The organism is Spirulina sp. LEGE 11439, assembly GCF_059821285.1.
Window position 1 is genome coordinate 25,627 of record NZ_JCAMRX010000046.1, and the last position, 25,324, is coordinate 50,950.

Annotated in this window: 18 protein-coding genes and 3 pseudogenes; 8 read left to right on the forward strand and 13 right to left on the reverse strand. The window is 47.2% G+C overall.

Features of this window, described 5'->3' with window-relative positions:
• Positions 1-94: 94 nt before the first annotated feature.
• Positions 95-268, reverse strand: a complete 174-nt coding sequence (locus AC6RV6_RS23245) for a hypothetical protein (protein ID WP_500243267.1) — start codon at positions 266-268, stop codon at positions 95-97.
• Positions 269-550: 282 nt separating this feature from the next.
• Between AC6RV6_RS23245 and AC6RV6_RS23250 the strand changes: the two genes are divergently transcribed.
• On the forward strand, positions 551-1,027 hold the full coding sequence (locus tag AC6RV6_RS23250) for a hypothetical protein (protein ID WP_500243268.1): 477 nt from the start codon (positions 551-553) through the stop codon (positions 1,025-1,027).
• An 87-nt stretch (positions 1,028-1,114) separates the two neighbouring features.
• Here the strand turns inward: AC6RV6_RS23250 and AC6RV6_RS23255 are convergent, their stop codons facing one another.
• A complete protein-coding gene (locus AC6RV6_RS23255) occupies positions 1,115-1,480 on the reverse strand; it encodes a DUF5615 family PIN-like protein (protein WP_500243269.1) in 366 nt (121 codons plus the stop codon).
• A complete protein-coding gene (locus AC6RV6_RS23260) occupies positions 1,477-1,770 on the reverse strand; it encodes a DUF433 domain-containing protein (protein WP_500243270.1) in 294 nt (97 codons plus the stop codon). Before AC6RV6_RS23260 ends, AC6RV6_RS23255 begins: the two co-directional genes overlap by 4 nt.
• A gap of 698 nt (positions 1,771-2,468) precedes the next feature.
• Between AC6RV6_RS23260 and AC6RV6_RS23265 the strand changes: the two are divergent.
• The 5 genes and pseudogenes from AC6RV6_RS23265 to AC6RV6_RS23285 all read left to right on the forward strand — a co-directional run.
• Positions 2,469-3,455 (forward strand): annotated as a pseudogene (locus tag AC6RV6_RS23265) (NACHT domain-containing protein); the annotation flags it as partial.
• Positions 3,456-4,100: 645 nt separating this feature from the next.
• A pseudogene (locus AC6RV6_RS23270) lies at positions 4,101-4,994 on the forward strand (formylglycine-generating enzyme family protein); the annotation flags it as partial.
• Positions 4,995-5,137: 143 nt separating this feature from the next.
• Complete coding sequence (gene avd, locus AC6RV6_RS23275) at positions 5,138-5,548, forward strand: diversity-generating retroelement protein Avd (protein ID WP_500243271.1); 411 nt, start codon at positions 5,138-5,140, stop codon at positions 5,546-5,548.
• On the forward strand, positions 5,511-6,569 hold the full coding sequence (locus AC6RV6_RS23280; protein WP_500243272.1) for a reverse transcriptase domain-containing protein: 1,059 nt from the start codon (positions 5,511-5,513) through the stop codon (positions 6,567-6,569). The genes avd and AC6RV6_RS23280 overlap by 38 nt, the downstream gene beginning before the upstream one ends.
• Before the next feature lie 21 nt (positions 6,570-6,590).
• Positions 6,591-6,809 carry an SUMF1/EgtB/PvdO family nonheme iron enzyme gene (locus AC6RV6_RS23285; protein ID WP_500243282.1) on the forward strand — a complete coding sequence of 73 codons (219 nt, stop codon included), beginning with the start codon at positions 6,591-6,593 and terminating at the stop codon, positions 6,807-6,809.
• Positions 6,810-6,907: 98 nt separating this feature from the next.
• Here AC6RV6_RS23285 and AC6RV6_RS23290 read toward each other — a convergent pair whose 3' ends face one another.
• The 10 genes and pseudogenes from AC6RV6_RS23290 to rpsT all read right to left on the reverse strand — a co-directional run bounded on the left by AC6RV6_RS23290 (position 6,908) and on the right by rpsT (position 22,488).
• Entirely contained in the window at positions 6,908-7,780 is an 873-nt protein-coding gene (locus tag AC6RV6_RS23290; RefSeq protein WP_500243273.1) for a Uma2 family endonuclease, read from the reverse strand.
• A 106-nt stretch (positions 7,781-7,886) separates the two neighbouring features.
• A complete protein-coding gene (locus AC6RV6_RS23295) occupies positions 7,887-9,215 on the reverse strand; it encodes a TIGR03279 family radical SAM protein (RefSeq protein WP_500243274.1) in 1,329 nt (442 codons plus the stop codon).
• A gap of 22 nt (positions 9,216-9,237) precedes the next feature.
• Positions 9,238-9,849, reverse strand: coding sequence for a hypothetical protein (locus tag AC6RV6_RS23300; protein WP_500243275.1), 612 nt, complete (start codon positions 9,847-9,849; stop codon positions 9,238-9,240).
• A gap of 58 nt (positions 9,850-9,907) precedes the next feature.
• On the reverse strand, positions 9,908-10,840 hold the full coding sequence (locus AC6RV6_RS23305) for an undecaprenyl-diphosphate phosphatase (RefSeq protein ID WP_500243283.1): 933 nt from the start codon (positions 10,838-10,840) through the stop codon (positions 9,908-9,910).
• Between the two features lie 201 nt (positions 10,841-11,041).
• Entirely contained in the window at positions 11,042-11,374 is a 333-nt protein-coding gene (locus AC6RV6_RS23310) for a metal-sensitive transcriptional regulator (RefSeq protein WP_500243284.1), read from the reverse strand.
• 547 nt (positions 11,375-11,921) lie between these two features.
• Positions 11,922-15,788, reverse strand: a pseudogene (locus AC6RV6_RS23315) (DNA-directed RNA polymerase subunit beta'); the annotation flags it as partial.
• Positions 15,789-15,834: 46 nt separating this feature from the next.
• On the reverse strand, positions 15,835-17,718 hold the full coding sequence (locus tag AC6RV6_RS23320) for a DNA-directed RNA polymerase subunit gamma (protein WP_500243276.1): 1,884 nt from the start codon (positions 17,716-17,718) through the stop codon (positions 15,835-15,837).
• A 96-nt stretch (positions 17,719-17,814) separates the two neighbouring features.
• Positions 17,815-21,210 carry a DNA-directed RNA polymerase subunit beta gene (rpoB, locus tag AC6RV6_RS23325; RefSeq protein WP_500243277.1) on the reverse strand — a complete coding sequence of 1,132 codons (3,396 nt, stop codon included), beginning with the start codon at positions 21,208-21,210 and terminating at the stop codon, positions 17,815-17,817.
• A 73-nt stretch (positions 21,211-21,283) separates the two neighbouring features.
• Entirely contained in the window at positions 21,284-22,063 is a 780-nt protein-coding gene (locus AC6RV6_RS23330; RefSeq protein WP_500243278.1) for a TatD family hydrolase, read from the reverse strand.
• Between the two features lie 98 nt (positions 22,064-22,161).
• Entirely contained in the window at positions 22,162-22,488 is a 327-nt protein-coding gene (gene rpsT / locus AC6RV6_RS23335; RefSeq protein ID WP_500243279.1) for a 30S ribosomal protein S20, read from the reverse strand.
• 388 nt (positions 22,489-22,876) lie between these two features.
• Between rpsT and hisD the strand changes: the two genes are divergently transcribed.
• Positions 22,877-24,181 (forward strand): histidinol dehydrogenase, encoded by a 1,305-nt coding sequence (gene hisD / locus AC6RV6_RS23340; RefSeq protein WP_500243280.1) that lies wholly within the window; start codon positions 22,877-22,879, stop codon positions 24,179-24,181.
• An 85-nt stretch (positions 24,182-24,266) separates the two neighbouring features.
• Entirely contained in the window at positions 24,267-25,142 is an 876-nt protein-coding gene (locus AC6RV6_RS23345) for an FkbM family methyltransferase (RefSeq protein ID WP_500243281.1), read from the forward strand.
• The last annotated feature ends 182 nt before the right edge of the window (positions 25,143-25,324 follow it).

Here is a 25,324-nt window from a genome sequence, read left to right on the forward strand (position 1 = left end):
TGGGTAAAATATTGTTCGGGAGTTTCAATGAACTGCACTCTTTTAATCATTATTTTTCAGGGAAGTCAGTAGCTTTCAATACGATTGCTGCAATTTAATCGCCGAAACACCACCCGACAGCCAATGCGATCGCAGCGATCGCGCACCACTTCCCTGCAAAACCGAGAAAGTGGATAACATCGAGAGGAAAAAAGATCCCCAAATATTCAAAAATCCAATTGAGGATAAGAATTAAACCGAGTAACGCGATCGCAGGCATAGGACTCAATCGTTATTTTGCCCGTTCTAACATAAAACTTTACTTTTCACCAGAGGGGAATGTTATAAAAATTAACGAAATTGCGATCGTTTCACCTGTGTCAAAACCAGCACTGTCCCTAGGATTGATTTTATTTTTGGGAATAAATTAAAATAGAAGGATAAAGATCGAACAGAATTGCGATCGCGGGTAGTTCGGTATCAGAATAGTCTCGCCCAACCACCCCAATATTAAAAGCAATACTTCAGCGATCGGGTTCGATCTTGCCGAGTTTGTAAAGGGGAAGTTCTCATGTTCCACATTAATCGCTATCATTTTTTGATTCCCATTATTGTCGCTTTAACTGCCGTTCCTGTTTTAGCGCAAAACGCCAACTTCGATCCCTTGAATCTCGCCCGAGGGTTCGATCGCACCGATGCAACCGTTACGGGCAATACGGGGGGAATTTACGATTTAGCCAGTAATTTATCCGCCCGAGACTATCAAGGCAATTCCTGTATGGGGTTTGGTTCTCAACTTCCGGATCACATTATGGAACTCACAGAAGATATATCCGAATTAACCCTCAGTATTCATAGTGGCGGTGAAGATACCACTCTCGTGATTCAAGGACCCGATCCTGCCAAACAATTTCGCTGTGGCGATAACGGCGGATCCGGTGAAGATGCTGCCATTCGCGATACAGACTGGAAAGCTGGAATCTATAAAATTTGGGTCGGTTCCATGAATAGTGAAAACTGGCATTATCGACTTTCGGCGAGAGAGTAATCACATGAAATCCTACATCTCATTATAGTATGGCTGGGATTATGAATAGCGATCGCATTTCTCTCATTTTCCGGGGAAGTGCGATCGCTATTCTTCTCCCCAAGCACTCAAAAACTCAATTTGATTTTGCATTTCTGCTTGCGATCGTGTCGCAATCAATCTTAGGAGACGGCGCATTTGCTCGCCAATGGAATAGCTTTGCTGTCCTAAAATAATTCCCCCATGAGATTGTTCTCGTGCGATTAAAGTGCCATCCAATCTATAAAAATCTCTTGCATTGAAACTATAAATGACTCGCTGATTTTCTAACGCCCATTGTAGTTGCTCTTCATCGCTACAGGACAAATTTCCGGCTTCCGCAGTAGTCAAAACATCCACATTACGCAGTCTTAATGCTTCTCTTAACGCAGAATCCATTGTGTCTTCATCGAGATAAAGACGAATAATAGTCATTGTTTTTGCTTTTTGTAGTGAAGTTCTGCTAATGCGTTATAAGCCTTTTCTTCCTCTGCTAAATCTTCGTCAATCTCTTCTCGATTAGCATGATAGTACGTTAAAGCAGCATAGATATGAGTGATCGTTAAATGATCGAGTCTGCGAGCAATTTCTTCTGCACTATTCCCCTGATTGTATAATGCTGCCACTCGACGTACAGATGTTCCTGTTCCTGCAATAATAGGACGACCCGATCGCAGTTTGGGATCGGTAATGATGAGTGAATCGAGATTGATTGATGTTGCCACGATAATTTGCTGCCAATTTTTCTCAAAAGCTATCTATAGCATACCGTAATTGCATCAAGTGAGATGAGCGATCGCGCTTCTCTAATTGTCCTCGAATTTTGGTATTACTTCTTGGTGGAATAGAGTTAATATTGAAAGGAAATTGACTCCTTTTACAATCTTCCATGATTCAGCCTTCGCCGCAACCTCCCAAAAAGCCGCTTGAAGAACGATTGATCGATCTTGCAATTAAAGCGTTGGCTGGAGTGAGTGGCTTTTCATCTCTTGTTTTCCTGATTAATAATGAAATCTCTAAAGCCGCGATCGCAGGAGCGCTTACCGGAGGATTTACCATTCTGAGCAGTTTTAGAGAAGGTTTTATGAAACACTTCCAAGACTGGGCAAATCAAAGAGGCGAAGGATTGGCCAAAAATCTGACCGATAATGTAGATAGCGCTCTTGATACTGAGCGCCGAAGATTTAAAGATGAATATTATCAGAGTTTAATTTATCTTTGTCGCGACTATCAAACCCAAGGATTGAAAACCAAAGGACCTTTTACTCTAGATTTAGAAAAAGTTTTCGTGCCTCTAAAAGTTGCCAATAAGGAAGCCAATCGCATTTCTTCAACTATGATTGGCAAAAATCCAGTTGCCTCGGGCGATCGCATTTGGACTTTTTTGGCAGCAATGCGCGATCGCGAACCCGTTTTTCCCAGTATGGCGATACTGGGTGCGCCGGGATCGGGCAAAACAACGCTTTTAGAACATCTCACTCTCGTTTATGCCCAAAGGAAGCAGAAGCAGAAAAATAAAAACGTCCCCGCATTGATTCCCATTCCGATATATCTGCGGGATGTGTGGGAGGAGATTGCGACAGGTGAGCCAAATTTAGCCACTCTCATCGAACAGCAGGACTTTATCAAAAAACTCAACCCGCCGCCGCAATGGTTTGAGGATTGCTTGCGCTGTGGGGGATGTTTGGTTTTATTTGACGGACTCGATGAAGTGGCGGACAAAAAACAACGCCAGAATGTGAGTCGTTGGGTTTCTCAGCAAATTCGAGACTATCCCGAGGTACGTTTTATCCTGACTTCGCGTCCCTTTGGTTTTAAGGATTGTCCTATAGAGAAGGTCAATGTTTTAGAGGTACAACCCTTCGATCTGCGCCAGATGCAGGAGTTTATTCATAATTGGTACCTGCAACGGGAAATCATGAGTCGCCAAGGGAAAGACGATCCCGGGGTGCGAGAAAAAGCGCAAAAGCAAGCGGAGGATCTGATACAGCGCATTCGCAACACCCCCTCTCTCGCAGCAATGGCACTCAATCCTCTGTTATTAACGATGATCGCCACGGTTCACTGTTATCGCGGTGCTTTACCGGGGCGGCGGGTAGAATTGTATGGGGAAATCTGCGATGTTTTGTTGGGACGACGGCGAGAAGCGAAGGGGATCGCCGGACAGTTGACGGCGGAACAACGGAAAGCGGTAATACAGGTGCTGGCGTTGGCGTTGATGCAGGGCAATACTCGCGAATTTACCCTCGAGAAAGGCAGTAATTTTATTGAAAATGAGTTGTTGCAGGTGGCAGGCGATCGCATCACTCCCGAGGCGTTTTTGGAGAGCATTGAAACGGAAAGCGGGTTATTAGTGGAACGAGAGAGCGGGATTTATGAATTTGCTCACAAGAGTTTTCAGGAGTATTTAGCGGCGGCACAGATCAAGGAGTCGAACCAAGAGCAGATTTTAACAGCACGCATGGGGGAAGGATGGTGGGAGGAAACCATCCGCCTTTACGCCGCACAAAGCGATGCAACGGCGCTCATTCTGGCAGTGTTAGGCGATGATAATGCCAATATTAAGGCGTTAAAACTGGCGCTTGATTGTAAGGAGGAATGCTTGCGAGTTCGGCCGGAAGTTCGGAAACAATTAGAAGATAAGCTAGAAAAGGGATTGGAGTCTCCCGAACCGGAAATCGCCTCCTTAGCGGCACGAGTGAAGCTCTCGCAGGAGTTAAGCAAGTTACTGCGAATTGACGAAGATCGCGAAATTTCGCAACAGTATATCAGTCGCGTCGAATATTGGCTTTATGCTGAGGATTATGAGCGGGGAGAAGGCTACGAGGTGGCGCAACCCGCAACGGGTATCAGTTGGCAGGATGCGATCGGATTTTGCGGTTGGTTGAGTTTTGTGGCGCGGGTGAATATTGAGGAAGGGACGGAGATGTATTATCGCTTGCCCACTGCTGCTGAGGCAAAAAGTTATCCGGTAAATTCACAACGTGACGGTTGGTATATTGGTGCGAATGCTGACCGAGATAGGGGAATTCAAGTCGTTAAAACTCCTGTTCGATCTTTGCTGAGCTTTGATACCGTTACCGTCGATGCCAAAGGGCAAACTATCGGCCAAAAACGGGGCTACAGTCAGCCTGTTACCGAACAGTTGAGTAAAGATGTCATTTTGGAAACTATCCCTATTCTGGGGGGTAAATTCCTCATGGGGACGGAAGATGAGGAGATCGAGCGACTGGTTAAAAAGTTTGGTTGGGAGGGATATAGACGGGAAAAACCCCAACATGAAGTTACCGTACAACCTTTCTTGATGGGTAAAACTCCCGTGACTCAAGCGCAATGGCGAGAGATCGCCTCCCTCGAGAAAATCAATCTCGATCTCAACCCCAATCCTTCGCATTTTAAGGGCGATCGCCGTCCTGTGGAGCAAATTAACTGGTATGAGGCAGTGGAATTCTGCGATCGGCTATCAAGGCTGACGGGGCGAGAATATCGGCTTCCGAGTGAGGCAGAGTGGGAGTATGCTTGCCGTGCGGGAACAATGACCCCGTTTTCCTTTGGCGATACGATGACGGAAGAATTGGCAAATTATCGCGCCAGTGAAACCTATGCTAATGAACCTAAAGGGAAATATCGACAAGAAACAACTCCCGTTGAAAGTTTTCCCCCGAATGCCTTTGGGTTGTACGATATGCACGGTAATGTCTGGGAGTGGTGTGCGGATGATTGGCATGACAATTATATCAATGCTCCTACTGATGGGAGTATATGGGGAAATGAGAATGATAATCATTCTCAAACGCGGAAAAAGAGCGATCGCATCGTACTGCGGGGCGGTTCGTGGTACACCTACCCGAATGACTGCCGCTCTGCCATTCGCGTCAACAACGGGCGCGAAGACGACACCTATAGCATCGGTTTTCGTGTTGCGTGCGTCGTCGAGAGGACTCTTTAACCTTTTTCCCTCTTAACCCTTGTTACCCTTTTTCCCTTCTTCTCTTTTTTTCTTCTTTTCTTTTCCGCCGTCAGGCGGATCGAGTTTTGAGAGAAAATTGGATTAATGTTAATTTTTGCGAATGTTAATTTTCATTAAGAGAAATGAAAGAGCTATCCGTCATCCAAAAATGTTACGATCTGATTGTTTGGTATGTCCCCATTATAACCCGATTTCCCAAAACCCATAAATTCACCCTTGGAGATCGGATAATCGATCGACTCTACGAAATCTTAGAGGGATTAATTCGGGCTAAATTTGCCAAAAGAAAACTCACACGACTCGAAGAAGTCAATACCGAATTAGCCATTCTTCGACATCAAAATCGACTGCTCTTAGATTTCAACTTAATTTCTCTCAAGCGTTACGAATATTCTAGCAAACTCATTAACGAAGTCGGTCAAGAATTGGGAAATTGGATTAAGAATCAACGCGGGAGAGAAAATCAACCGATCAAACCGAAAACCCAGAATTCCCATGAAACGTTACGGCAATCTTTACCCGAAAATCCTTGAATTCGACAATCTCCTATTTGCCTCTCGTGCCGCACAAATAGGCAAGCGATTTCGCGATAGCGTCCTCGAATTTAATTTTAATTTAGAAAAAGAACTGTTTCAAATCCAACAAGAACTTAAAGATAAAACCTATCATCCCGGAGCGTATCGCACATTCCACATTCACGACCCCAAAAGCCGCTTGATTTCCGCCGCACCCTACCGCGATAGAGTCATCCATCACGCCCTTTGTAATATTATATCTCCTATTTTTGAACGTACCTTTATCCATGATTCCTACGCCAATCGAACCGGATTCGGCACAGATAAAGCCTTAAAAAAATTCATTTATTTTTGTCGTTCCAATCCCTACATTCTCCAATGCGATATCAAGAAATATTTTCCCTCCATCGATCGCGAAATTCTCAAAACCCTAATTCACAGAAAAATAAAATGTCCCGATACCCTCTGGCTCATCGAGACAATTATTAATAATAGCAACGAACAAGAAACCGTCATCGAGTATTTTCCCGGTGATGAATTGCTAACGCCATTAGAACGCAAGCGAGGATTGCCCATTGGTAATTTAACCAGTCAATTCTTTGCTAATGTTTATCTCAATGGCTTAGACCATTTTTGTCAAGAAAATTTACACGCAACTCAATATGTGCGCTATGTTGATGACTTTGCACTCTTCTCCAACGATCGCGAATTTCTCGCTCGAGCCAAAGAGAAAATTGCCGAATATTTAATCGATCTGAGATTAAAACTCCATCCCCGAAAAAGTCAATTATTGCCCACAAAATTCGGCGCAAATTTCTTAGGATTTCGCGTATTACCCGATCGCATTCGCGTTAGAAATAGCAACTTGCACCGAGGCAGGAGGCGACTCGTTAAGCTACAAACCGACTATGCAAGTGGTAAAATTGACTGGCCGGAGGTCAAGCAATCTTTAAGTAGTTGGATCGCACATTTAGATCGCGGCGACACTTGGCAACTCAAAAAACAGATATTTAGTAACCTCGTTTTTGCGAGGAGCTAGAGAAGGGTCTGGCGAACCCGACTGCGGGGCGGTTCGTGGAACAACAACCCGAATAACTGCCGCTCTGCCATTCGCAACAACAACGGGCGCGAAGACAACAACAATAACATCGGTTTTCGTGTTGCGTGCGTCGTCGAGAGCACTCTTCGCTACCAGAGTCGGCAGATGGGAATTTGTCGAGGGTGTATTGGAAGAGTCCAGCCCGATCCTGCGATGCTGGTAACGGCATACCAAAAATAAAACCGAACTGGGGCGCTTGGTAGGTAAGCCGAAGAGTGTCTCGGTTCTCTCATTCTCTGGCGATCGCCTGAACCTCGTCATGTCCTAATGCGATCGCATTAAGACATAGAATCGGGATCGATATTCAACTCTCGGAGTTTTTCCCGCAGCTTTTGCAAATCGGATTCGATACGTTCTCTCTGTTGTCGTTCGCGATCGCGTTCATCTTCAGCCATTATCGCTCGTTGTTGTTCGCGATCGCGTTCATCTTCAGCCATTATCGCTCGTTGTTGTTCGCGATCGGCTCGTTCGTCGGGTGTAGGAATCCAATTACCAAGGCGATCGTAAAAGCGCAACCATAGCCCTTCTACTCCCTCATAACTTCCCTGCCACAAACCCAAACCCAACCCTAACTCTTCTAACCATAATCTGCCCTCAGATAGCTCCAATGCCTCGTATTTTCCCGACTGTAAAGCAAAGCCGCGAAACTGATTTTCATAACGGTCATAGATAACATAATAGGGAACTTGCAAAATTTCCTCATAAACCTCCCATTTCGTCGGTCTCGTTTCCTCCTTCCGTTCTGTCCTGCCCAAATCTTCATTTTCCGTACCCGGAGAAGCCAATTCCACCACCAAAAACGGACTGACCCGCTCTTGCCAAATAACATAACTCAAGCGCAATTCCTGTTGATTGCTGCTACGTCTCGCACCTAAAACTAAAAACCAATCCGGTCTCTTATACCACTGAGTATGTTCGCGATCGTAGTAGAGATTGAGATCGCTAGCACTAAAATAATCTTCTCGAGGATAGTGAGGAGATTGACAAGTCTTTTTCAACAAATCCGGTTGAAAATCGTGAAATTCGTCTGGCAAACCGGGTTCCTCCGGGTCTTCACTGGGCAAGTCGTACATTGTCGGCAGACTCCCTTCCTCTGGAGAGGTTGAGGACGAGTTTTTCTGCTTGGGGTAGGACGGTTGAAGCTGAACCATGAGCAAAAGAAAAGAGAATACCTAAGAACAAGTGTACTTTAAATCAAACAGAAAATCAAAAAGTGCGATCGCTATAACATTTCTTTCCTTGAAAATTGCGTGAGTTCTAACCTGATATACAGATTTGCAATAATTTTTCAATGCCTGTAACGGGAATAATTGGCGTATTTAACTGTTCTGATACCTCTTGTACCGTTAAATCGTCGAGAAATCTCGTGTCATCATGTTTGAGCATGAGAGAGGGTAATAAAATTACTTCTCCTAACTCTTTTTCTGATAATCCCGCAATCAAATCTTGCCCCGTCAATAATCCCGTAACCGTGATTTCTTGTCCCCAATAATCGCTCTTTAAAGCCGCAAGTTTTATTGCCAATCCTTCAACAGCGTTTAATTGCTCGACTAAAGGTTGAAATGCTAATTCTACCGCATTACCGACCACCCAAGTATAAGATCGCGCAGAGGATAGTTTTTGTGGTAAAATTTCCCCAGCTAAGGCTTGAAATTCTTTAATAAATTGACGAATAGAACCGACACCATTACCAATTTGCGGGTAATCTTCGTAATGAGTTTCTTCGGGTAGCTCTTCCCGAGCAATTAAAAACCATTCATCAGCTAACCATGCAAAAGTCGTTCCTAAAGATTGTCTAAATTTCGCTTGTAATTTCTGAACTAATATGATAGTTTCTCTCGCTTTTTCCGGAGTTACCGGGGTCAATTCGTCGCGATCGGGACGAAAGCGAGTTAAACCCACGGGAACGACCGCAGCAGAAATAACCGTAGGAATATCACCTTGATGAAAAGCAGCGAGATCGGTTAAAGTTTGTTCGAGATGAGTTCCATCATTGATTCCGGGGCAAACCACAACTTGAGCGTGAACTTGCAAGCGTCGCTCTTGAAACCAGCGAAATTGTTCTAGAATTTGTCCCGCACGAGGATTTTTTAATAATCGAATTCTTAAATCGGGTTCTGTCGCATGAACGGAAACATATAAAGGAGAAAGGCGCATTTGTTCAATGCGTTCCCATTCTTTAGGAGGTAAATTAGTCAGCGTTAAATAACTGCCATAAAGAAAACTGAGGCGATAATCATCATCTTTAAAATATAAACTTTTTCGTTTTCCGGAAGGCTGCTGATCGATAAAACAAAACGGACAATTATTATTACATTGGATTAACCCATCAAAAAGCGCTGTTTCAAACTCCAATCCCAGATCGTCATCATAATCTTTTTCAATTTCAATCTGATGCAATTTTCCTGAAGCATCAATAACTTCTAATTCTAAAATTTCATCACTGCAAAGAAAGCGATAATCAATTAAATCTCTGGGTTTAACACCATTGATAGACGCGATCGCATCTCCCGGTTCAAAACCGATTTCTTCGCCAATGGAATGAGGATGAACAGTCGTAATACGAGCAGGTTGAAGTAGCACCATAAACTCATCAAGGAAAACATGATTATCGGCAGTCTAAAGAATCAAAAATAGATTCAATCGTTTCGCTAGCAGTTTCGCCATTCGTCACCAAAGAAATAAAGCGCTCGCTGCCATTATAATTTACAGTTGCGGTATAAGCGATCGCTGGCAGGGTGACTGCATTCTCTCCCACAGTCATCGTTCCTTCAGAAACAGATATATTAACCGTTTGCTCGCAGAGATTTTTCTCTTCGCTGCGTTCGGAAGTAATATTATATTCAACGGTTTCTTGACTAAAGAAAGATTCTTCAAAACCATCTTGAAATGCTGCTCGCTCTTCGTCACCCCAGTCGAATGGAACTTGTCCTACGGTTAAGAATACACTGGGAGGATCGCTGAGATCGGAGACTTGCGACATTTCCAGACCAAACATATTGAGCGCAAGCACTCCGCGATCGCCTCCCGGAATTTCATAAGCAAACAAACTTTGTACGTTTTCTCGGGCTTGTTCGGGATTGAGGGAAAAATTAATGTTACGACTGAGAACATAAATAAAGCCGGCGATCGCCATAAGTCCTACGAGTGTTACTCCGCCACAACCGAGGGCGATCCATTTCCAAATATTACTTGATTTCTTAGGTTGGGGAGATTCCATGTTAATGAACAATGAACAACATATCTGGCTAAGGATGCAATTACAAATTTAACTTTGCTTAAAACAAATTTAAAGCAACCCCTCCTAAAATTAAACCGCCAAAGAGGAGGCGATACCAGACAAAAACCCATGTGCTTTGTTTTTGCAGGTATTCGATCAACCAAGCGATCGCGCCATAGGAAAAAATAGCTGCAGAAATCGTTCCCACCAAAAGCGCCCAGAGTTCGCTATTACTCACCGTCACATCAAGAACGTCAGTTTTGAACTGAACCAATCCCGCTAAAGTAATCGCAGGAATTCCTAACAAAAACGAGAATCGTGCCGCCGTTGCTCGTTCCAACCCCATAAATAACCCTGCCGTAATTGTAGACCCCGATCGCGATACCCCCGGCATGAGTGCCAAAGCCTGCGCTACCCCCATCAAAATGCCATCCCGCGCATTCAAATGTTGAAAATCCCGCAAGCGGCGACCCCAGTTTTCTGCCAATCCCAAGAGAATTCCCATAACAATAGACGCGATCGCGATCGCTGTCAGGCTGCGTATGGGAGAATTATCCAAATCTGGGACTAATTTTTTCAATAACAACCCGCAGGCAACGATCGGCAAAGTTCCCACGGCAATTCCCAAAGCAATGCGAAACTCTGTTGCTTGATAATCTTTCTTGCGAATCGCCGCGATCGCGCCTCGAGTTAACTCGACAATATCTTGCCAAAAGTACCACAACACCGCCCCAATGCTGCCTAACTGAATCGTCGCGGCAAAAGTTACCCCCGGATCTCCCCAACCCAGCATCACAGGAACAACCTTCAAATGCGCCGTACTGCTAATAGGAATAAACTCGGTTAACCCCTGTACCATGCCCAAGATCAAAGCCTGCCACCACTGTAAGGACGTTGCCTGCAATGTTCCTACAGTACCTACTTCTTGGGTTCCGCCAGACTTAGCAAATAAAGCCGAGAGGGCGATCGCCAAAGCCAATCCCAAAGCCATCTCGCTCAAGACATTGAACCGATGGCGTGCTAACCGTAAAGGCAAATGTCTCTTTTCTGGATCGAGGGATGCTGAATTAAATTCAGCATCCCTCAACTGCGCTTTTTGCGTTCGCAGGACGTATCGCTTCAAACTGCTCGAGCCTCCAAATAACCAATAACAATTCTGTACGGATATATACAGACATTAAATTTAACGTCCCTACGGCAAAAAACGATCCAAAATTTCCTTGAGTTCTTGCAACTCCGCTTCGATATTGCCCGCTTTTGCCGCCCGCGTCACGCATTCGCTTAAATGCTCGTCGAGAATTAATCTCGCCACGCGATCGAGAGCGCCCCGTACTGCCGCAATTTGAATTAAAACCTCGGGACAATACGTATCATTTTGTACCATTGTCTTAATTCCCCGCACGTGACCCTCAATCCGGGATAGGCGGTTGAGAATGCGACGTTGGGACTCGGCATTGTGAACGTGATGGCGTTCGGGATGGTTGTTGAGGGAAGTCGAGGGACTTGCTTCAACAACCTTAGCGATCTCGCGAGCATTAGAGAATTCAGAAGATGAGGAAACAAGAGAGCGATTGCTCGGTTTCCCTGTTTGCTCTCGTTTTCTTTCCTGCTCTTCTTCTTGCACTTTATTCCTCCTCATTAAAAGAATTATCGATCTGTTCTTCAGCCTCATTTTCTTCGCTCGCTTCGTCAAGCTCTTCCGAGGTTGGCTCGCTCTCCGCTTTACCCTTCGCTAAATCGTCATCTGCGTTTTCATCAGGGAGGATCGCGTAATCTAAGCCGTAGGAACGAGCCGTTTGGTCGTCGAGGAGATCGTCTTCATATTCTCCGCGCCGCGAACGCAAAGGATCATCTCCATAGCGATCGCCGGCATCCAATGTGGCATCGGTTGTCGGAGCATTCATTTCTGCCGATAAACTTGTCGCCTCTGGGTCAATTGCAGAAGGAGAGGAGGATTCCGGAGCTTCCGCTAAGATTTCTTCCTCTAAGACAATGCCAGAAGTATCCCCAATGGCAGTATTCCCCGCAGCATTCTGAATGGTCGATACGCTGCCATTACCCCGTCCACCTCGAGGCGTTTTGATCTCTGCATTGCCCGGGTCTTGCCGTCCCGAGTGGGGGGATGAGTCGAAACTGCGATCGTTAAAGTTCGACGAACCCCAATCCATGTTGTTATTCCCCACAGGTAAATCTTCATGGGTATTAAATCCCGTCCCTGCCGGAATCAGCCGCCCGATAATAACGTTCTCTTTCAATCCTCGCAGCCAATCTGACTTCCCTTCGATCGCCGCTTCCGTCAGTACCCGCGTGGTTTCTTGGAAACTGGCTGCAGAAATAAAGCTATCGGTATTGAGAGAAGCCTTGGTAATCCCCAATAAAACAGGAGTATAGCGAGCCGGAGCGCCACCGGTAATGCCCATAGCATCATTCACTTGTTCCACCTGACGCAACTCGATTAATTCTCCGGGTAGCATGGTGGTATCGCCGCCGTCATCGATCCGCACTTTAGAAGTCATCTGGCGCACGATGGTTTCGATATGTTTATCGGAAATATCGATACCTTGGGATTGATACACCCCTTGTACCCCTTCCAGTAAAAAGCGCTGAACTTGCTGCAACGCATAGAGTGCGGCTTCGTAAATGCCCTTTTCGTCGCGATAGTACTCGAAAAAGCACTCTAAAATCTCGTGAGGGTTGGCCAAGCCATCGGTCAGGTGTTCTGCAACTTTCACATTTTGTTCGTCAGCCACCATCACCGATTGCCCGGGATTCAAGGGGTATTCTGAGATCGTACCATCGGGTTCGATCACCTTCACTTCCACGGTTTCATCCGCTCCATAAATCACCTGTGCCGTTCCCGATCGCTTGGCCAAAACGCAAGCATCTTTCGGTCGTCGCGCTTCTAGGAGTTCCTCAATCCGAGGTAGACCTTGAATGATGTCCCCAGTTTTCGATCGCTCGAACACCAGCAGCACCAAATTATCCCCCCGTTGTACCAAGTCGCTATCCCCCACTTGCAAGAGCGCCCCCGAGGAAACGCGGTAAGGACGCGCCACCCGGAAAATCATTTTGCCATCTTCTACGGAGATCGCTTGTCCCGACCGATCCAGAGGCACTCCGTCGGTAATCTCGCTACCCGACACGAGTAAATCTCCCACAGAGACCAATGGTTCTCCCGTGTAAGACACCTCAAAGCGATCGCGTTCCCGCACCACGAGAATCCGACGAACGGCTTCAACTCCTGTCGCAATCCCGCGCACTTCCCCTGTTTCCTTACATTGAATCTCTGTTTTGGCAACCACTGCCCCTTTGGCAATTTCATCGCCATCAGCAACCTCCAGCCGCGTTTTCATGCCGCCACTGGTTGCATCCCCTTCCACATCTCGGCGAATGGTCAGGGATTCCAAAATCACGATCTGTAACTGATATTCCTTGATGATGGTGGGTTGGACTCCTTCTTCGTCAAGAGTTGTTTCTTCTTCGTTTGGCGCGATTTCTTCTTCATGGGTTGACAGAGAAATCAATTCAATATCGGCGCTTAAACCGCCGTCGGCACCAACACTTTCAGCAGCATCAATCTCGAAAACCAATTGAGTTCCCAACAACTCCACGCCATCCACGGATTTAACCCGTTCGCCATCTTTATAAAAAAGACGCTGTACTGCTCGCAAGGAAATTTTTGGTCCGCCTCCCTTATCAATAGATTGAGACGGCACCAAGGGAGAATCTTCTACGGTATATTCCACCACCGGACGCAAGAGCAGCGCCATGCCTTCGGGAGTATCCACGTATTCCCCATACTTCAAGGTATCGAGGATCAATCCGGGGAGGATTTCCGTACCGGGGGAGAGTAATACGCCATCAGCTTCAATCAGAGGGGGTTCTTCGAGCAAGTGCAAATCACCCGGCTTAATGGCAATCTCGCGCAAAATATCATTCTTCTGCACTACCTCCACAATGCCGGACGACTGGGAGAAAATATCTTTGACAACTTCAGTGCCGGCATCGATATACTGGCCTTCTTCCACGATGAGCAGGGAAATATCCTTATTGACTTCGTGGCATTCTTCGGGAATCCAAACGAGGGTGCCGCCTTTTAAAACTTCATAGCCTTGTTTTTTGCCGCGACTCTTACCGACTTCGACTCCCGCATATTTGATTAGCCCGCCCATTTCCGTGCGATAGCGATCGTCGAGGAGTTCACCAACTACCTGATGTTCCAGAACTTTGGTTCCCGGAGTGGCTTTTAATAAAAACCTTTGATCCGATGCCGTCTCGATAATGTACTGCTCTCGTCCTCCGGTTGTTTCTCGCTTGACGATCGCCCGATCCAAAGAAACTGCCGCCGTAACGATCTCAATTTCCCGACTGTTTTCTTGCAAGCGGACGACACCGCCGTGAGCGGTTCGCAACAAGGTTTGCGCTAAAACATCTCCTTCTGTTACGCGATCGCCATTCTTCACCACGGGTTCCGCCCCAGGCAGCAAATTATAGACGGCTCCCGACAGCACCCACATCAGCCCCCCCCGTTGGGCGATATGGGTAATATTGCCTTGGCGATCTTGTTTTTCTTCGGCGATCAACCCCGCAAATAAGACTTCTCCAGACAAATCTGAGGCAACATCTTTGGTGGCCTTCTCTGTCGATCGCCGCTTTACCAACGGAACCTCGGCCAATAACTGCCCTTTCTCGACAGTGACCCCTTTGGGAACGTGAATGAGAGTGCCGGGGAGAAGGTCATAGCCCTTGGATTTGCCATTGTCCCCCACCACCAATACCTTTCCACCCACTTCTACCTGTTCGAGGTCGTCTCCGTGACGGGTTCGCACTCCCCGCGTCCGCAGTTTTTTGTCGAATTCAATCGTCCCTTTGCGATCGGCTTTAAAACTCCGCGCCACTTCCCCGGTAAAAACACCCCCGGTGTGGAATGTCCGCATGGTTAATTGGGTGCCGGGTTCTCCGATGGACTGTGCTGCAATAATCCCGATCGCTTCTCCGAGATCGACCATTTTGCCGTGAGCTAAACTCCAGCCGTAACAATGTTGACAGCAACTCCGTGCGGCTTCACAGGTCAAAGGCGATCGCAGGGTCACTTCTTCCACCGTTTCGGCAATCTTTTTAGCGAGAGCGCCATCAATATCTTGATTGCGTTTGGCAACAATCTCTCCGGTTTTCGGATCCACCACATCTTCTCCCAATACCCGCCCGAATAAGCGGGTTTCGAGAGGAATGAGAACGCGATCGCCATCCATCATCGAACCCAAAACCAAACCGCGATCGGTGCCACAATCAAACTCTCGCACGATCGTATCTTGGCTCACATCCACCAAACGGCGGGTCAAATAGCCCGAATCCGCCGTTCGCAGTGCTGTATCGACTAAACCTTTCCGCGCCCCATAGGAAGAAATAATATATTCCGTCACCGTCAGCCCTTCACGAAAATTCGTTTTAATCGGCTGATCGATAATTTGTCCTTGAGGATCTGCCATCAAACCCCGCATCCCCACCAACTGACGCACCTGAGACAAATTCCCCCGCGCCCCGCTAAACGCCATCATATAAACGGAGTTGAGGGGATTAGTTGCCCGAAAATTGTGAACAACCTCATCTTTAAGGGCTTCCGAAGTACTATTCCACGTATCAATTGTTTTTTGAAAGCGCTCCACCTCCGTAATTTTCCCCGTCCGATAGCGTTCTTCGGTCTTGGTAATTTCTGCTTCAGCTTCGGCGAGCAAGGCTTTCTTAATAGGTGGAATTTGCAAGTCGTCTACGCTGATAGATACTCCTGCACGAGTGGCATAGCGGAAGCCCATATTTTTCAACTCGTCCGCGACCACGGAGCAGCGAGAGCTCCCATATTGTCGATATGCCCAAGCAATCAGCTTCTTTAACTGACCTTTATCAACAATGCGATTGTAAAAAATGGGTTGTTCTGACATGGTTGGGTTAAGTAATGGGTAATGGGTAATGAGTCTCTGTTGTCTTTTAACTGACTAATACATCCTGAATGGTTTTGTTATAGATAATGCGACCCGGAGTGGTCTTGATATATTGAAAGCGATCCCCATTGGGTAATTCGCGAACCTTGCGCCATTGATAATGATGTACCTTGCTTCCATCGGACTTTTCTTCCACCTCAATCTCTTCGTCTGCCTCTTTCATATCCACTTCACCGCTATAACGCAGCCAGATATAAGCATGAATGTCCAATTGACCCTGCTCGAAGGCTTGCAGTGCATCATCCATCGATGAAAAATATCGCCCTGCCCCCTTTTCGGGGATTTGCGCTGCTGGATTTTCTGCGGTTAGATAATAGCAACCCAAAACCATATCCTGACTCGGTGCAACAATGGGCTTACCCGTCGCTGGCGATAAAATATTATGACAAGCCAGCATTAACAACCGCGCTTCTGCCTGAGCTTCCAAGGAAAGAGGAACGTGAACCGCCATTTGGTCGCCATCAAAATCCGCATTGAATGCCGGGCAGACTAAAGGATGCAACTGAATAGCTCGACCCTCTACCAAAATAGGCTCGAAGGCTTGGATTCCCAAACGGTGTAAGGTGGGGGCGCGATTGAGCATGACGGGATGTCCGGCAATGACTTCCTCGAGGACATCCCACACCGAACCTTCTCCACGCTGAATCAATTTCTTGGCAGCTTTAATATTGTTCACCAAACCACTTTTAATCAAGCGATGAATTACAAAAGGTTGAAATAGCTCGATCGCCATTTCCCTCGGTAAGCCGCATTGATAGATTTTCAATTTCGGTCCCACTACGATTACCGATCGCCCGGAATAATCCACCCGTTTTCCGAGCAGGTTTTGCCGGAAGCGTCCTTGTTTTCCTTCGATAATATCTGACAGGGACTTGAGAGCGCGGTTATTTGCCCCCACCACCGTCCGTCCCCGTCGTCCGTTATCAATGAGGGCATCGACGGCTTCTTGCAACATCCGCTTTTCATTCCGCACGATAATTTCTGGGGCGAGAATCTCCTGTAAGCGAGCCAAGCGATTATTGCGGTTAATCACTCGGCGATACAAGTCATTGAGATCGGAGGTGGCAAAGCGTCCCCCATCCAACTGCACCATCGGTCGCAAATCTGGCGGAATGACGGGAATCACGGTTAAAACCATCCATTCGGGTCGAGATCCCGTGGCAATAAAATTATCGATTACCCGCAAGCGCTTAATCAATTTGGCTCGCTTTTGTCCTTTCGAGCCGGCAATGTCTTCTCGCAGTTTTTCGGCTTCTGCTTCAAGATCAATTTCCTCGAGCAAGCGTTGAATCGCTTCTGCGCCAATGCCCACCTCAATGCCTGTCAATTCTGCATCTTCGGCGTAGAGTTGTTCTTCCAACTCCAACCACTGATCTTCCGTTAGGAGTTGGCGCTTGGATAAATTGCTGGCATTACCGGGTTCTAAGACCACGTAAGCATTAAAATAGACAATCTGTTCTACATCTCTTAATGCCATATCCAAGAGGATACTCAAGTAACTCGGAATCCCTTTTAGATACCAAACGTGAGTAACTGGAGCGGCTAACTTAATAAAGCCCATGCGATGGCGGCGAACTCGAGATTCGGTGACTTCAACACCGCAACGCTCGCACACGATACCGCGATGTCGCACCCGCTTGTATTTGCCGCAATGACACTCCCAATCTTTCGCCGGACCAAAGATCCGCTCGCAGAATAAGCCATCCATTTCCGGCTTGAGAGTACGATAGTTAATCGTTTCCGGTTTGGTCACTTCTCCCACAATCTGGGAATTCGGTAAAGTCCGCTCTCCCCAGACGCGAATGCGCTCTGGGGAAGCCAGACCGATTTTAACATAGTCGAAACGCTGTTCGTTTTGATTTCTACTCATTTTTGTTATTTGTTACCCATTCTTAACTGGTGACTGGTTCGATGCGCGTTCCTTGGGCGAATGCGATTCGCCAGGGTCGCATCGCTGGTGACTGTTTCACACTTCTTCTTCGTGTAGTGTTTCGTTGCTGAGAGATTCATAGGTGGGGCGCGAAGGGGCGCGACGGCGATCGCCATCGGACATCAAGTCCACTTCTGAATCGTTGCTTGTCCCATCCGTAGAAGACTCGACTTTGTGAACGGCAATATCTAAGCCCAAGGATTGCAGTTCTCGCATTAACACTTTGAAGGATTCTGGCGTGCCGGGACGAGGAATGGGTTTGCCTTTAACGATCGCGTTTAAGGCTTCATTACGCCCTTGCATATCGTCGGATTTCACCGTGAGCAACTCTTGCAAAATATAGGCGGCTCCGTAGGCTTCCAAGGCCCAAACTTCCATTTCTCCGAAGCGCTGTCCCCCTTGTTGTGCTTTACCACCGAGGGGTTGCTGGGTGACTAAACTATAGGGTCCGGTGGAACGGGCGTGAATCTTGTCATCAACGAGGTGAACCAGTTTCAACATATAGGCAATACCTACGGTGACTGGGCGATCGAAGGGTTCCCCCGTGCGTCCGTCATAAACTTGGATTTTACCTGGACTATCTTCATTGAATGCCCAACTTTTGCCTTGCTTCTTACTGGCTTCTTTTAGTTTTTCATGAACGGATTCTCGGGATTTTTCCTCGCCGTACATCTCGTCAAAAGGAGTGGTTTTAAAGCGCAGCCCTAAATTTTCCCCAGCCCAGCCTAACAAGCACTCAAAGACTTGCCCGACGTTCATCCGCGAGGGAACCCCCAAGGGATTTAAGACAATATCAACCGGGCGACCATCGGGGAGATAGGGCATATCTTCGGCGGGTAAAATCCGAGAAATAATACCTTTATTGCCGTGGCGACCGGCCATTTTGTCCCCCACCTGAATTTTGCGTTTCTGGGCAACATATACCCGTACCACCATATTTGCACCGGGGGGGAGTTCATCTCCTTGTTCTCGTGTAAACACCCGCACGTCAACGACTCGGCCTTTTTCACCGTTGGGAACTCGCAGGGAATTATCCCTTACGTCCCGCGCTTTTTCGCCAAAAATCGCCCGCAGCAATTTTTCTTCGGGAGGTTGATCGGATTCCCCTTTTGGAGTGACTTTCCCCACGAGAATATCTCCGGCTTCCACCCAAGCTCCAATGCGAATAATGCCGCGTTCGTCCAGTTGACGCAAGGAATCTTCGCCGACGTTGGGAATTTCTCGCGTAATTTCTTCGGGGCCGAGTTTGGTTTGTCGTGCCTCGATTTCGTATTTCTCAATGTGGATGCTGGTATAAACATCATCGATTACCAGTCGCTCGCTGATGAGAATGGCATCTTCGTAGTTGTAGCCTTCCCAAGGCATATAAGCAACGACGATATTCTGACCGAGGGCAATTTCTCCCCCTTCTGTGGCGGAACCATCTGCTAAAACTTGACCGGGGACAACATCTTCCCCTTGATAAACCAAAGGACGTTGATTTAAGCAGGTATCTTGGTTGGAACGCTGATATTTTTGGATTTCGTATTCGATGCAATCGCCATATTTTGCCCGAAATTTAGCGCGATCTTTGCGTTTGAATTCGTCGTATTCGCGAATATCAAATTTGTAATCTTCCGACCCGACAATACCGCCGTCAATATTGGCGGAAACGTTTGATTTTACGATGATGCGAGTGGCTTCGACGTAAACGGCTACCCCGGGGGTGCGGCAGACGACGACCATGCCGGAGTCTCGGGCGGCTTGGGCTTCTAAACCCGTTCCGACTAAGGGACGTTCCGGACGCAATAATGGCACGGCTTGACGCTGCATATTCGATCCCATGAGGGCGCGGTTGGCATCGTCATGCTCTAAGAAAGGAATGAGAGAGGTAGCGACCGAAACGATTTGGACTGGGGAAACGGCTACGTAATCGACTTGTTTGGGGGTGGTGGTGGAGAATTCCTGACGATAGCGCACGGGGATGCGATCGTTGATGATGTAGCCTTCTTCGTCTGTGGCCACATCTCCCGGGGCGACCCGCAAATCGTCTTCTTGGTCGGCGGTGAGGTATTCAGGGGAGCGATCGAGCAGCACGCGCCCATCTTCAACTTTATAGTAAGGGGTTTCGATGAAGCCGTATTCGTTGACTCGGGCATAGGTGGCGAGAGAGCCAATTAAACCGGCATTGGGACCTTCTGGGGTTTCCACCGGACAAATCCGCCCGTAGTGAGAGGGGTGAATGTCTCGCACGGCAAAGCCTGCCCGTTCTCGCGTCAATCCTCCGGGTCCGAGGGCGCTGAGGCGACGCTTGTGGGTCAATTCCGCGAGGGGATTGGTTTGATCCATAAACTGGGACAGTTGCGAGGAACCAAAGAATTCTTTAATGGCCGCAACTAAAGGTTTGGGATTGACCAAAGAGGCTGGGGTGAGGGCGTTGGCTTCGCTGACGGTCATTCGTTCGCGAATGATGCGCTCGAGGCGGTTGAGACCGACGCGGACTTGATTTTGTAAGAGTTCTCCTACCGATCGCACCCGACGGTTGCCTAAGTGATCGATGTCGTCGGTTTGACCGATATCGAACTCGAGGTTAATCAAGTAATCAATGGCGGTCATAATATCCCGGGAGGTCAACACGCGAATGTTGTCGGCAATATTCAGGCGCAATTTTTTGTTGAGTTTGTAACGCCCGACTTTGCCGAGATCGTAACGCTTATTATCAAAGAAACGAGACTCTAGTAACTGCTTACCGCCGTTAACCGTGGGGGGTTCACCGGGACGCAGTTTTTTATAGAGTTCCATTAAGGCTTCTTCTTCGCTGGGGTCTCCTTCTTTATCGAGGGTTTTCTGATAGTAATCCGGGTGGCGCAGGGCATCGAGAATTTCCCCTGTGGATAAACCGATCGCTTTGAGGAGAACTTGGGCGGAAAGTTTGCGAGTTTTGTCGATGCGAACCCACACCAAGCCATTTTTATCGGTTTCGAATTTCAACCATGCCCCTCGGTTGGGAATGAGGGAGGCCGAGTAGGTACGGCGACCATTTTTATCGGTTTCTGATTTGTAATAAACCCCAGGGGAGCGCACGATCTGATTGACGATGACTCGTTCTGCGCCGTTAATGATAAAGGTTCCGCGATCGGTCATTAAGGGTAAGTCGCCGATGAAGACTTCTTGCTCTTTCATCGTGCCGTTTTCTTTATCGAGCAAGCGGGTCGGGACGTACATCTGTACGGAATAACTAGCATCCCGACGCTTGGCTTCATCAACGTCGTATTTGGGGGAGTGCAGTTTATATTCGTGACCGATAAAGTGGAGTTCGAGTTTGCCCGTATAGTCGGTGATGGGGGAGAAACTGTTGAGTTCTTCAATCAGTCCGGTTTCTAAGAACCAACGAAAACTCGACCGTTGAATGGCAATAAAGTCGGGCAGGAGGTGATGGGTGAGTTCGCTCATGGGGATTTGAGATTTGGGTTGGGGGATTGGGTTATTTCGTTCTCGGTAACTTCTGGATGTTTAAATATTTGGTTTAGATGGTTAGGTTAAACAGCCGACAAGCATTTTCGGTGGTTTGTCGAGCTAGGGTTTCGAGGTCGCACTCGCGGAGTTTGGCCAGTTCTTCGGCGACATGGCGAACGAAGGCGGGTTCGTTGCGCTTTCCGCGTTGGGGAATGGGGGACAGAAAAGGACAGTCGGTTTCAATTAATAGGCGATCGCTGGGAACGATACGAGCAGATTGTTTGACGTTTTCTGCTTTTTTAAAGGTAACAATGCCGCTAAAGCTCACATAAAATCCCAGTTCCAGAAACCATTGCGTTTCTTCTGGCGTACCGCTCCAGCAGTGCATTACCCCTCCTACGATGCCTTTTTTTCGGTTTGTTTGCTCAATTAATTCTCGCAATGATGCCGCCGCATCGCGACAATGAATGATCGCTGGGAGATCCAGTTCTACGGCAAGTTCGAGTTGAGCTTGGCAAACTTCTTTTTGTTGTTGTTGGTTTTCGGCTTTGAAAAAGTCCAAACCCAGTTCGCCGATGGCCACAACTCGCGGATCGGAAATCGCGAGGCTGCGAATTTCATCTTGCGAGTTTGCTTTCCATTTATGGGCATCTAAGGGATGCAAACCAACGGAAAAGGAAAGATTCCCAAAACGATCGGCGAGCGATCGCGTTTTGGGAAATTCACTGGGTTCTACGCAAGAATGAATGAGCCTTACGACCCCAGCTTCTTGCCAACGGGTTTGCAGGGCATCTAAATCTTCTCGAAACGTATCAAAATTGAGATGAACGTGGGTATCGATTAATTGCATTGAAACCCGCTTTTTGAGATTAATTCGCTCGAGTATCAAAATATGAGGGTGGGGAAAATAATTTTTGCCCCATTCGATCGCAAGACATCAGAAATGGCTTAAGAAACGGCTTCTGATGATGCGGGTGAAGCTTGCACGTTTTGACCGACTCGCTGCCAAAATCTGACCAAGCGAGATTTTTTCCTCGCGCCGTTATTTCGATGCAAAACACCGCGTTTTATGGCCTTGTCAATTTTGCTGTAGGCTTTTGAGAGCGCCATATCTACCTGTTCTTTCCCTTCTGTCGTGGGGGAAGCAACATAAGTTTCTACTGCCGTAAAGTAGCGCTTCATTAAGGTTTTGACAGCAGATTTGTATGCTTTGTTTCTCAGCCGATTGCGCTCGGCGATTTGTATGCGTTTGATTGCAGATTTAGAGTTAGCCACGGTTGTCTTAGACTTTAGAAGAAAGTGATCTTTGCGGAACGATCGCGTTATGCTAGAAAAATCTAGAGAAATCTAGAAAAATCTAGAAAAACTAGAGAAAAATTTCTGCTAATTGCGATTGAGTTTGGGAATTCAGTCTGGGTATGGACTGTGGACATATTAATATAACATTATTATCAAGACTCGCGCAAGCAATTGCCAAGAAATCTGACCTGAGCTGCTTGGGAAAAGTTTTTCAATATCTAGCGGGAGGAGCGGGCAACCGACAAGGAATCCAAGCTAAGCTAGAGAATAAGGAAGAGGAATCCGGCAAATCTGAGGCTGCGTCTTGAGAATAGTGTCGGAATCCAAACTCCCATTTACCAAATCGCAAGGGCATTGGGATTCTATGCTGCGAATCATCACCGAACCAACTGAGGCTAAAACCGAATTGGAGCGCATTAGCCGCCGTACCTCTGACGGCGGAACACTGCCCCAAGAAGCAGCAGTACGGGAAATTATTCAAACTGTGAGGCGGGATGGCGATCGCGCCTTGCTCGATTATACGGAAAAATTCGATAAGCAAATTATCGGTGTAGAGGAACTGCGAGTCAGTGGCTCGGAACTGGATGCGGCTTACCAACAGGTCTCGAAGGAGTTACTCGATGCGATCGCTTTGGCAAGCCGTCAAATTGAGGCCTTTCATCGCCAGCGCATCCCCAAATCTTGGGTTCATTTTGGGGATGATGAGGTGGTGTTAGGTAAACGCTACAATCCGGTCGATCGGGCGGGTTTATATATTCCGGGAGGGCGGGCGGCCTATCCGAGTACGGTACTGATGAACGCAATCCCGGCCAAAGTGGCCAAGGTTCCCCGTATTGTTATGGTCACGCCCCCAGCCGCAGCCGGGAAAATTACCCCCGCCGTTTTAGTGGCCGCACAAGAAGCAGGGATCTCGGAAATTTATCGCGTAGGGGGCGCACAAGCGATCGCAGCCTTGGCTTACGGCACGCAAACTCTCCCCAAGGTAGATGTCATTACGGGGCCGGGGAATATCTATGTTACCCTCGCGAAAAAAATGGTTTATGGGACCGTGGGCATTGATTCTTTAGCCGGTCCTTCGGAAGTGTTAATTATTGCCGATCGCCATGCCAACCCCGTTCACGTGGCAGCAGACTTGTTGGCCCAAGCGGAACACGATCCCCTTGCGGCGGCAATTTTACTCACTCCCAATGAAGGGTTGGCGCAACAGGTAAAATCAGCCGTTGAAGAGCAGCTAAAAAACCATCCCCGCCGGATTTTAACGGAAAAGGCGATCGCTCATTATGGGTTAATTGTCATTGTCGATTCTCTGGAAACGGCGGCTTATTATTCCAATCTCTTTGCACCGGAACATTTAGAGCTAGAAATTGCCGATCCTTGGAGTTTAATCGATCGCATTCGTCACGCGGGGGCAATTTTCTTGGGCAATTCCACCCCGGAAGCCGTAGGAGATTATTTAGCCGGACCCAATCATACTTTACCCACCTCGGGAGCGGCACGATATGCCTCTGCGTTAGGCGTAGAAACATTTATGAAACATTCAAGTCTTATTCAATATTCCGAGACGGCACTGAGTAAGATGTCTCGGGCAATTCAAACCCTTGCCAATGCGGAAGGACTGCACTCCCATGCCGAGTCGGTACGATTGCGGATGGAAACAGAGGGAACTTAGAACCAATGTTCTTGACAAAAGGCAAAGGTCTTACTGTTGGTTAGTGTTATACTCTTCAACATAGGTTCTCAGCTCACTTGTCAAGATGGTTTCCAATTTAATTTATGATGTTGGGATGAATAAAGGCGAAGATACCGCCTATTATCTCAGCCGGAATTTTAAAGTATTGGCGATCGAGGCCGATCCCGACCTTGTCGATCGCGCCCAAGAACGATTTAGTCGAGAAATTGCGACAGGTCAATTAACCATTCTCAATGTTGCGATCGCCCGAGAGGAAGGAATTCTTCCCTTTTGGATTTGTGAATCTCATTCTGAATGGAGTTCTTTTAGCCGCGAGTCAGCGTCTCGTCATGGTAGCCCTCACCACGCGATCGACGTGACCTGTCGCCCTTTTATTTCGATTCTTGAAGAATATGGCACGCCCTACTATTTAAAAATTGATATTGAAGGCTACGATCGCTTATGTTTAGAAGCATTAAACAAAGATAATTTACCTCAATACATCTCAGTTGAAAAAGGGAAAGAAACATTCGCTTTTTTACCTAATTTAAACGAGCTTGGATATACAGATTTTAAGTTAATTAGTCAATTTAATTACCTCGCTTTAGAAGTAAAGCCGATCGCAGCACAAAAATACTTTGAAATGGCTAATATTTTTGTCGGTGGCAATCATCTCATCGCAAGAGCCTTGAAGAAGTTTCACATCGATCGCTGGATACGGAGACGGTTGCACTCGCTGATTTTACCAACAACACCGGCCAGAAATTGGACGTTTGCTTTTGGGAGTTCGGGGTCTTTGAGTGAAGAAACCCTCGGACGGTGGCAAACTCTCCAGGAGATCGTTGAAGTTTGTCATTACTACGACAAAATATTTCAAAATCGGCAACCCAGCCTATTTTGGGATATTAATCGCGAGGATTCTTTTTGGGCTGATTTTCATATTAGAAAAGATGGTGTTTGAAGGGAACAAACAATCTTGAAAATAGACTATTGCGTGTTCAGCGTACTCCATCCTCCCTTCCTTATCCCGAACTTACGTTAGGATACGAGAAAAAGCCATTGACATCCTCCCCGCTCTAAAGAGACGAGGATTCCCCGAACAAATCCAACTGAATCCATTCAGGAGCGGTTCGCACTTCATCG

Coding starts and splice junctions, on each gene's coding strand:
- AC6RV6_RS23250 (WP_500243268.1), top strand. CDS start 551: ATGTTCCACATTAATCGCTATCATTTTTTGATTCCCATTATTGTCGCT.
- AC6RV6_RS23255 (WP_500243269.1), bottom strand. CDS start 1,480: ATGACTATTATTCGTCTTTATCTCGATGAAGACACAATGGATTCTGCG.
- avd (WP_500243271.1), top strand. CDS start 5,138: ATGAAAGAGCTATCCGTCATCCAAAAATGTTACGATCTGATTGTTTGG.
- AC6RV6_RS23280 (WP_500243272.1), top strand. CDS start 5,511: ATGAAACGTTACGGCAATCTTTACCCGAAAATCCTTGAATTCGACAAT.
- AC6RV6_RS23290 (WP_500243273.1), bottom strand. CDS start 7,780: ATGGTTCAGCTTCAACCGTCCTACCCCAAGCAGAAAAACTCGTCCTCA.
- AC6RV6_RS23295 (WP_500243274.1), bottom strand. CDS start 9,215: ATGGTGCTACTTCAACCTGCTCGTATTACGACTGTTCATCCTCATTCC.
- AC6RV6_RS23300 (WP_500243275.1), bottom strand. CDS start 9,849: ATGGAATCTCCCCAACCTAAGAAATCAAGTAATATTTGGAAATGGATC.
- AC6RV6_RS23305 (WP_500243283.1), bottom strand. CDS start 10,840: ATGGCTTTGGGATTGGCTTTGGCGATCGCCCTCTCGGCTTTATTTGCT.
- AC6RV6_RS23320 (WP_500243276.1), bottom strand. CDS start 17,718: ATGAGTAGAAATCAAAACGAACAGCGTTTCGACTATGTTAAAATCGGT.
- rpoB (WP_500243277.1), bottom strand. CDS start 21,210: ATGAGCGAACTCACCCATCACCTCCTGCCCGACTTTATTGCCATTCAA.
- AC6RV6_RS23330 (WP_500243278.1), bottom strand. CDS start 22,063: ATGCAATTAATCGATACCCACGTTCATCTCAATTTTGATACGTTTCGA.
- hisD (WP_500243280.1), top strand. CDS start 22,877: ATGCTGCGAATCATCACCGAACCAACTGAGGCTAAAACCGAATTGGAG.
- AC6RV6_RS23345 (WP_500243281.1), top strand. CDS start 24,267: ATGGTTTCCAATTTAATTTATGATGTTGGGATGAATAAAGGCGAAGAT.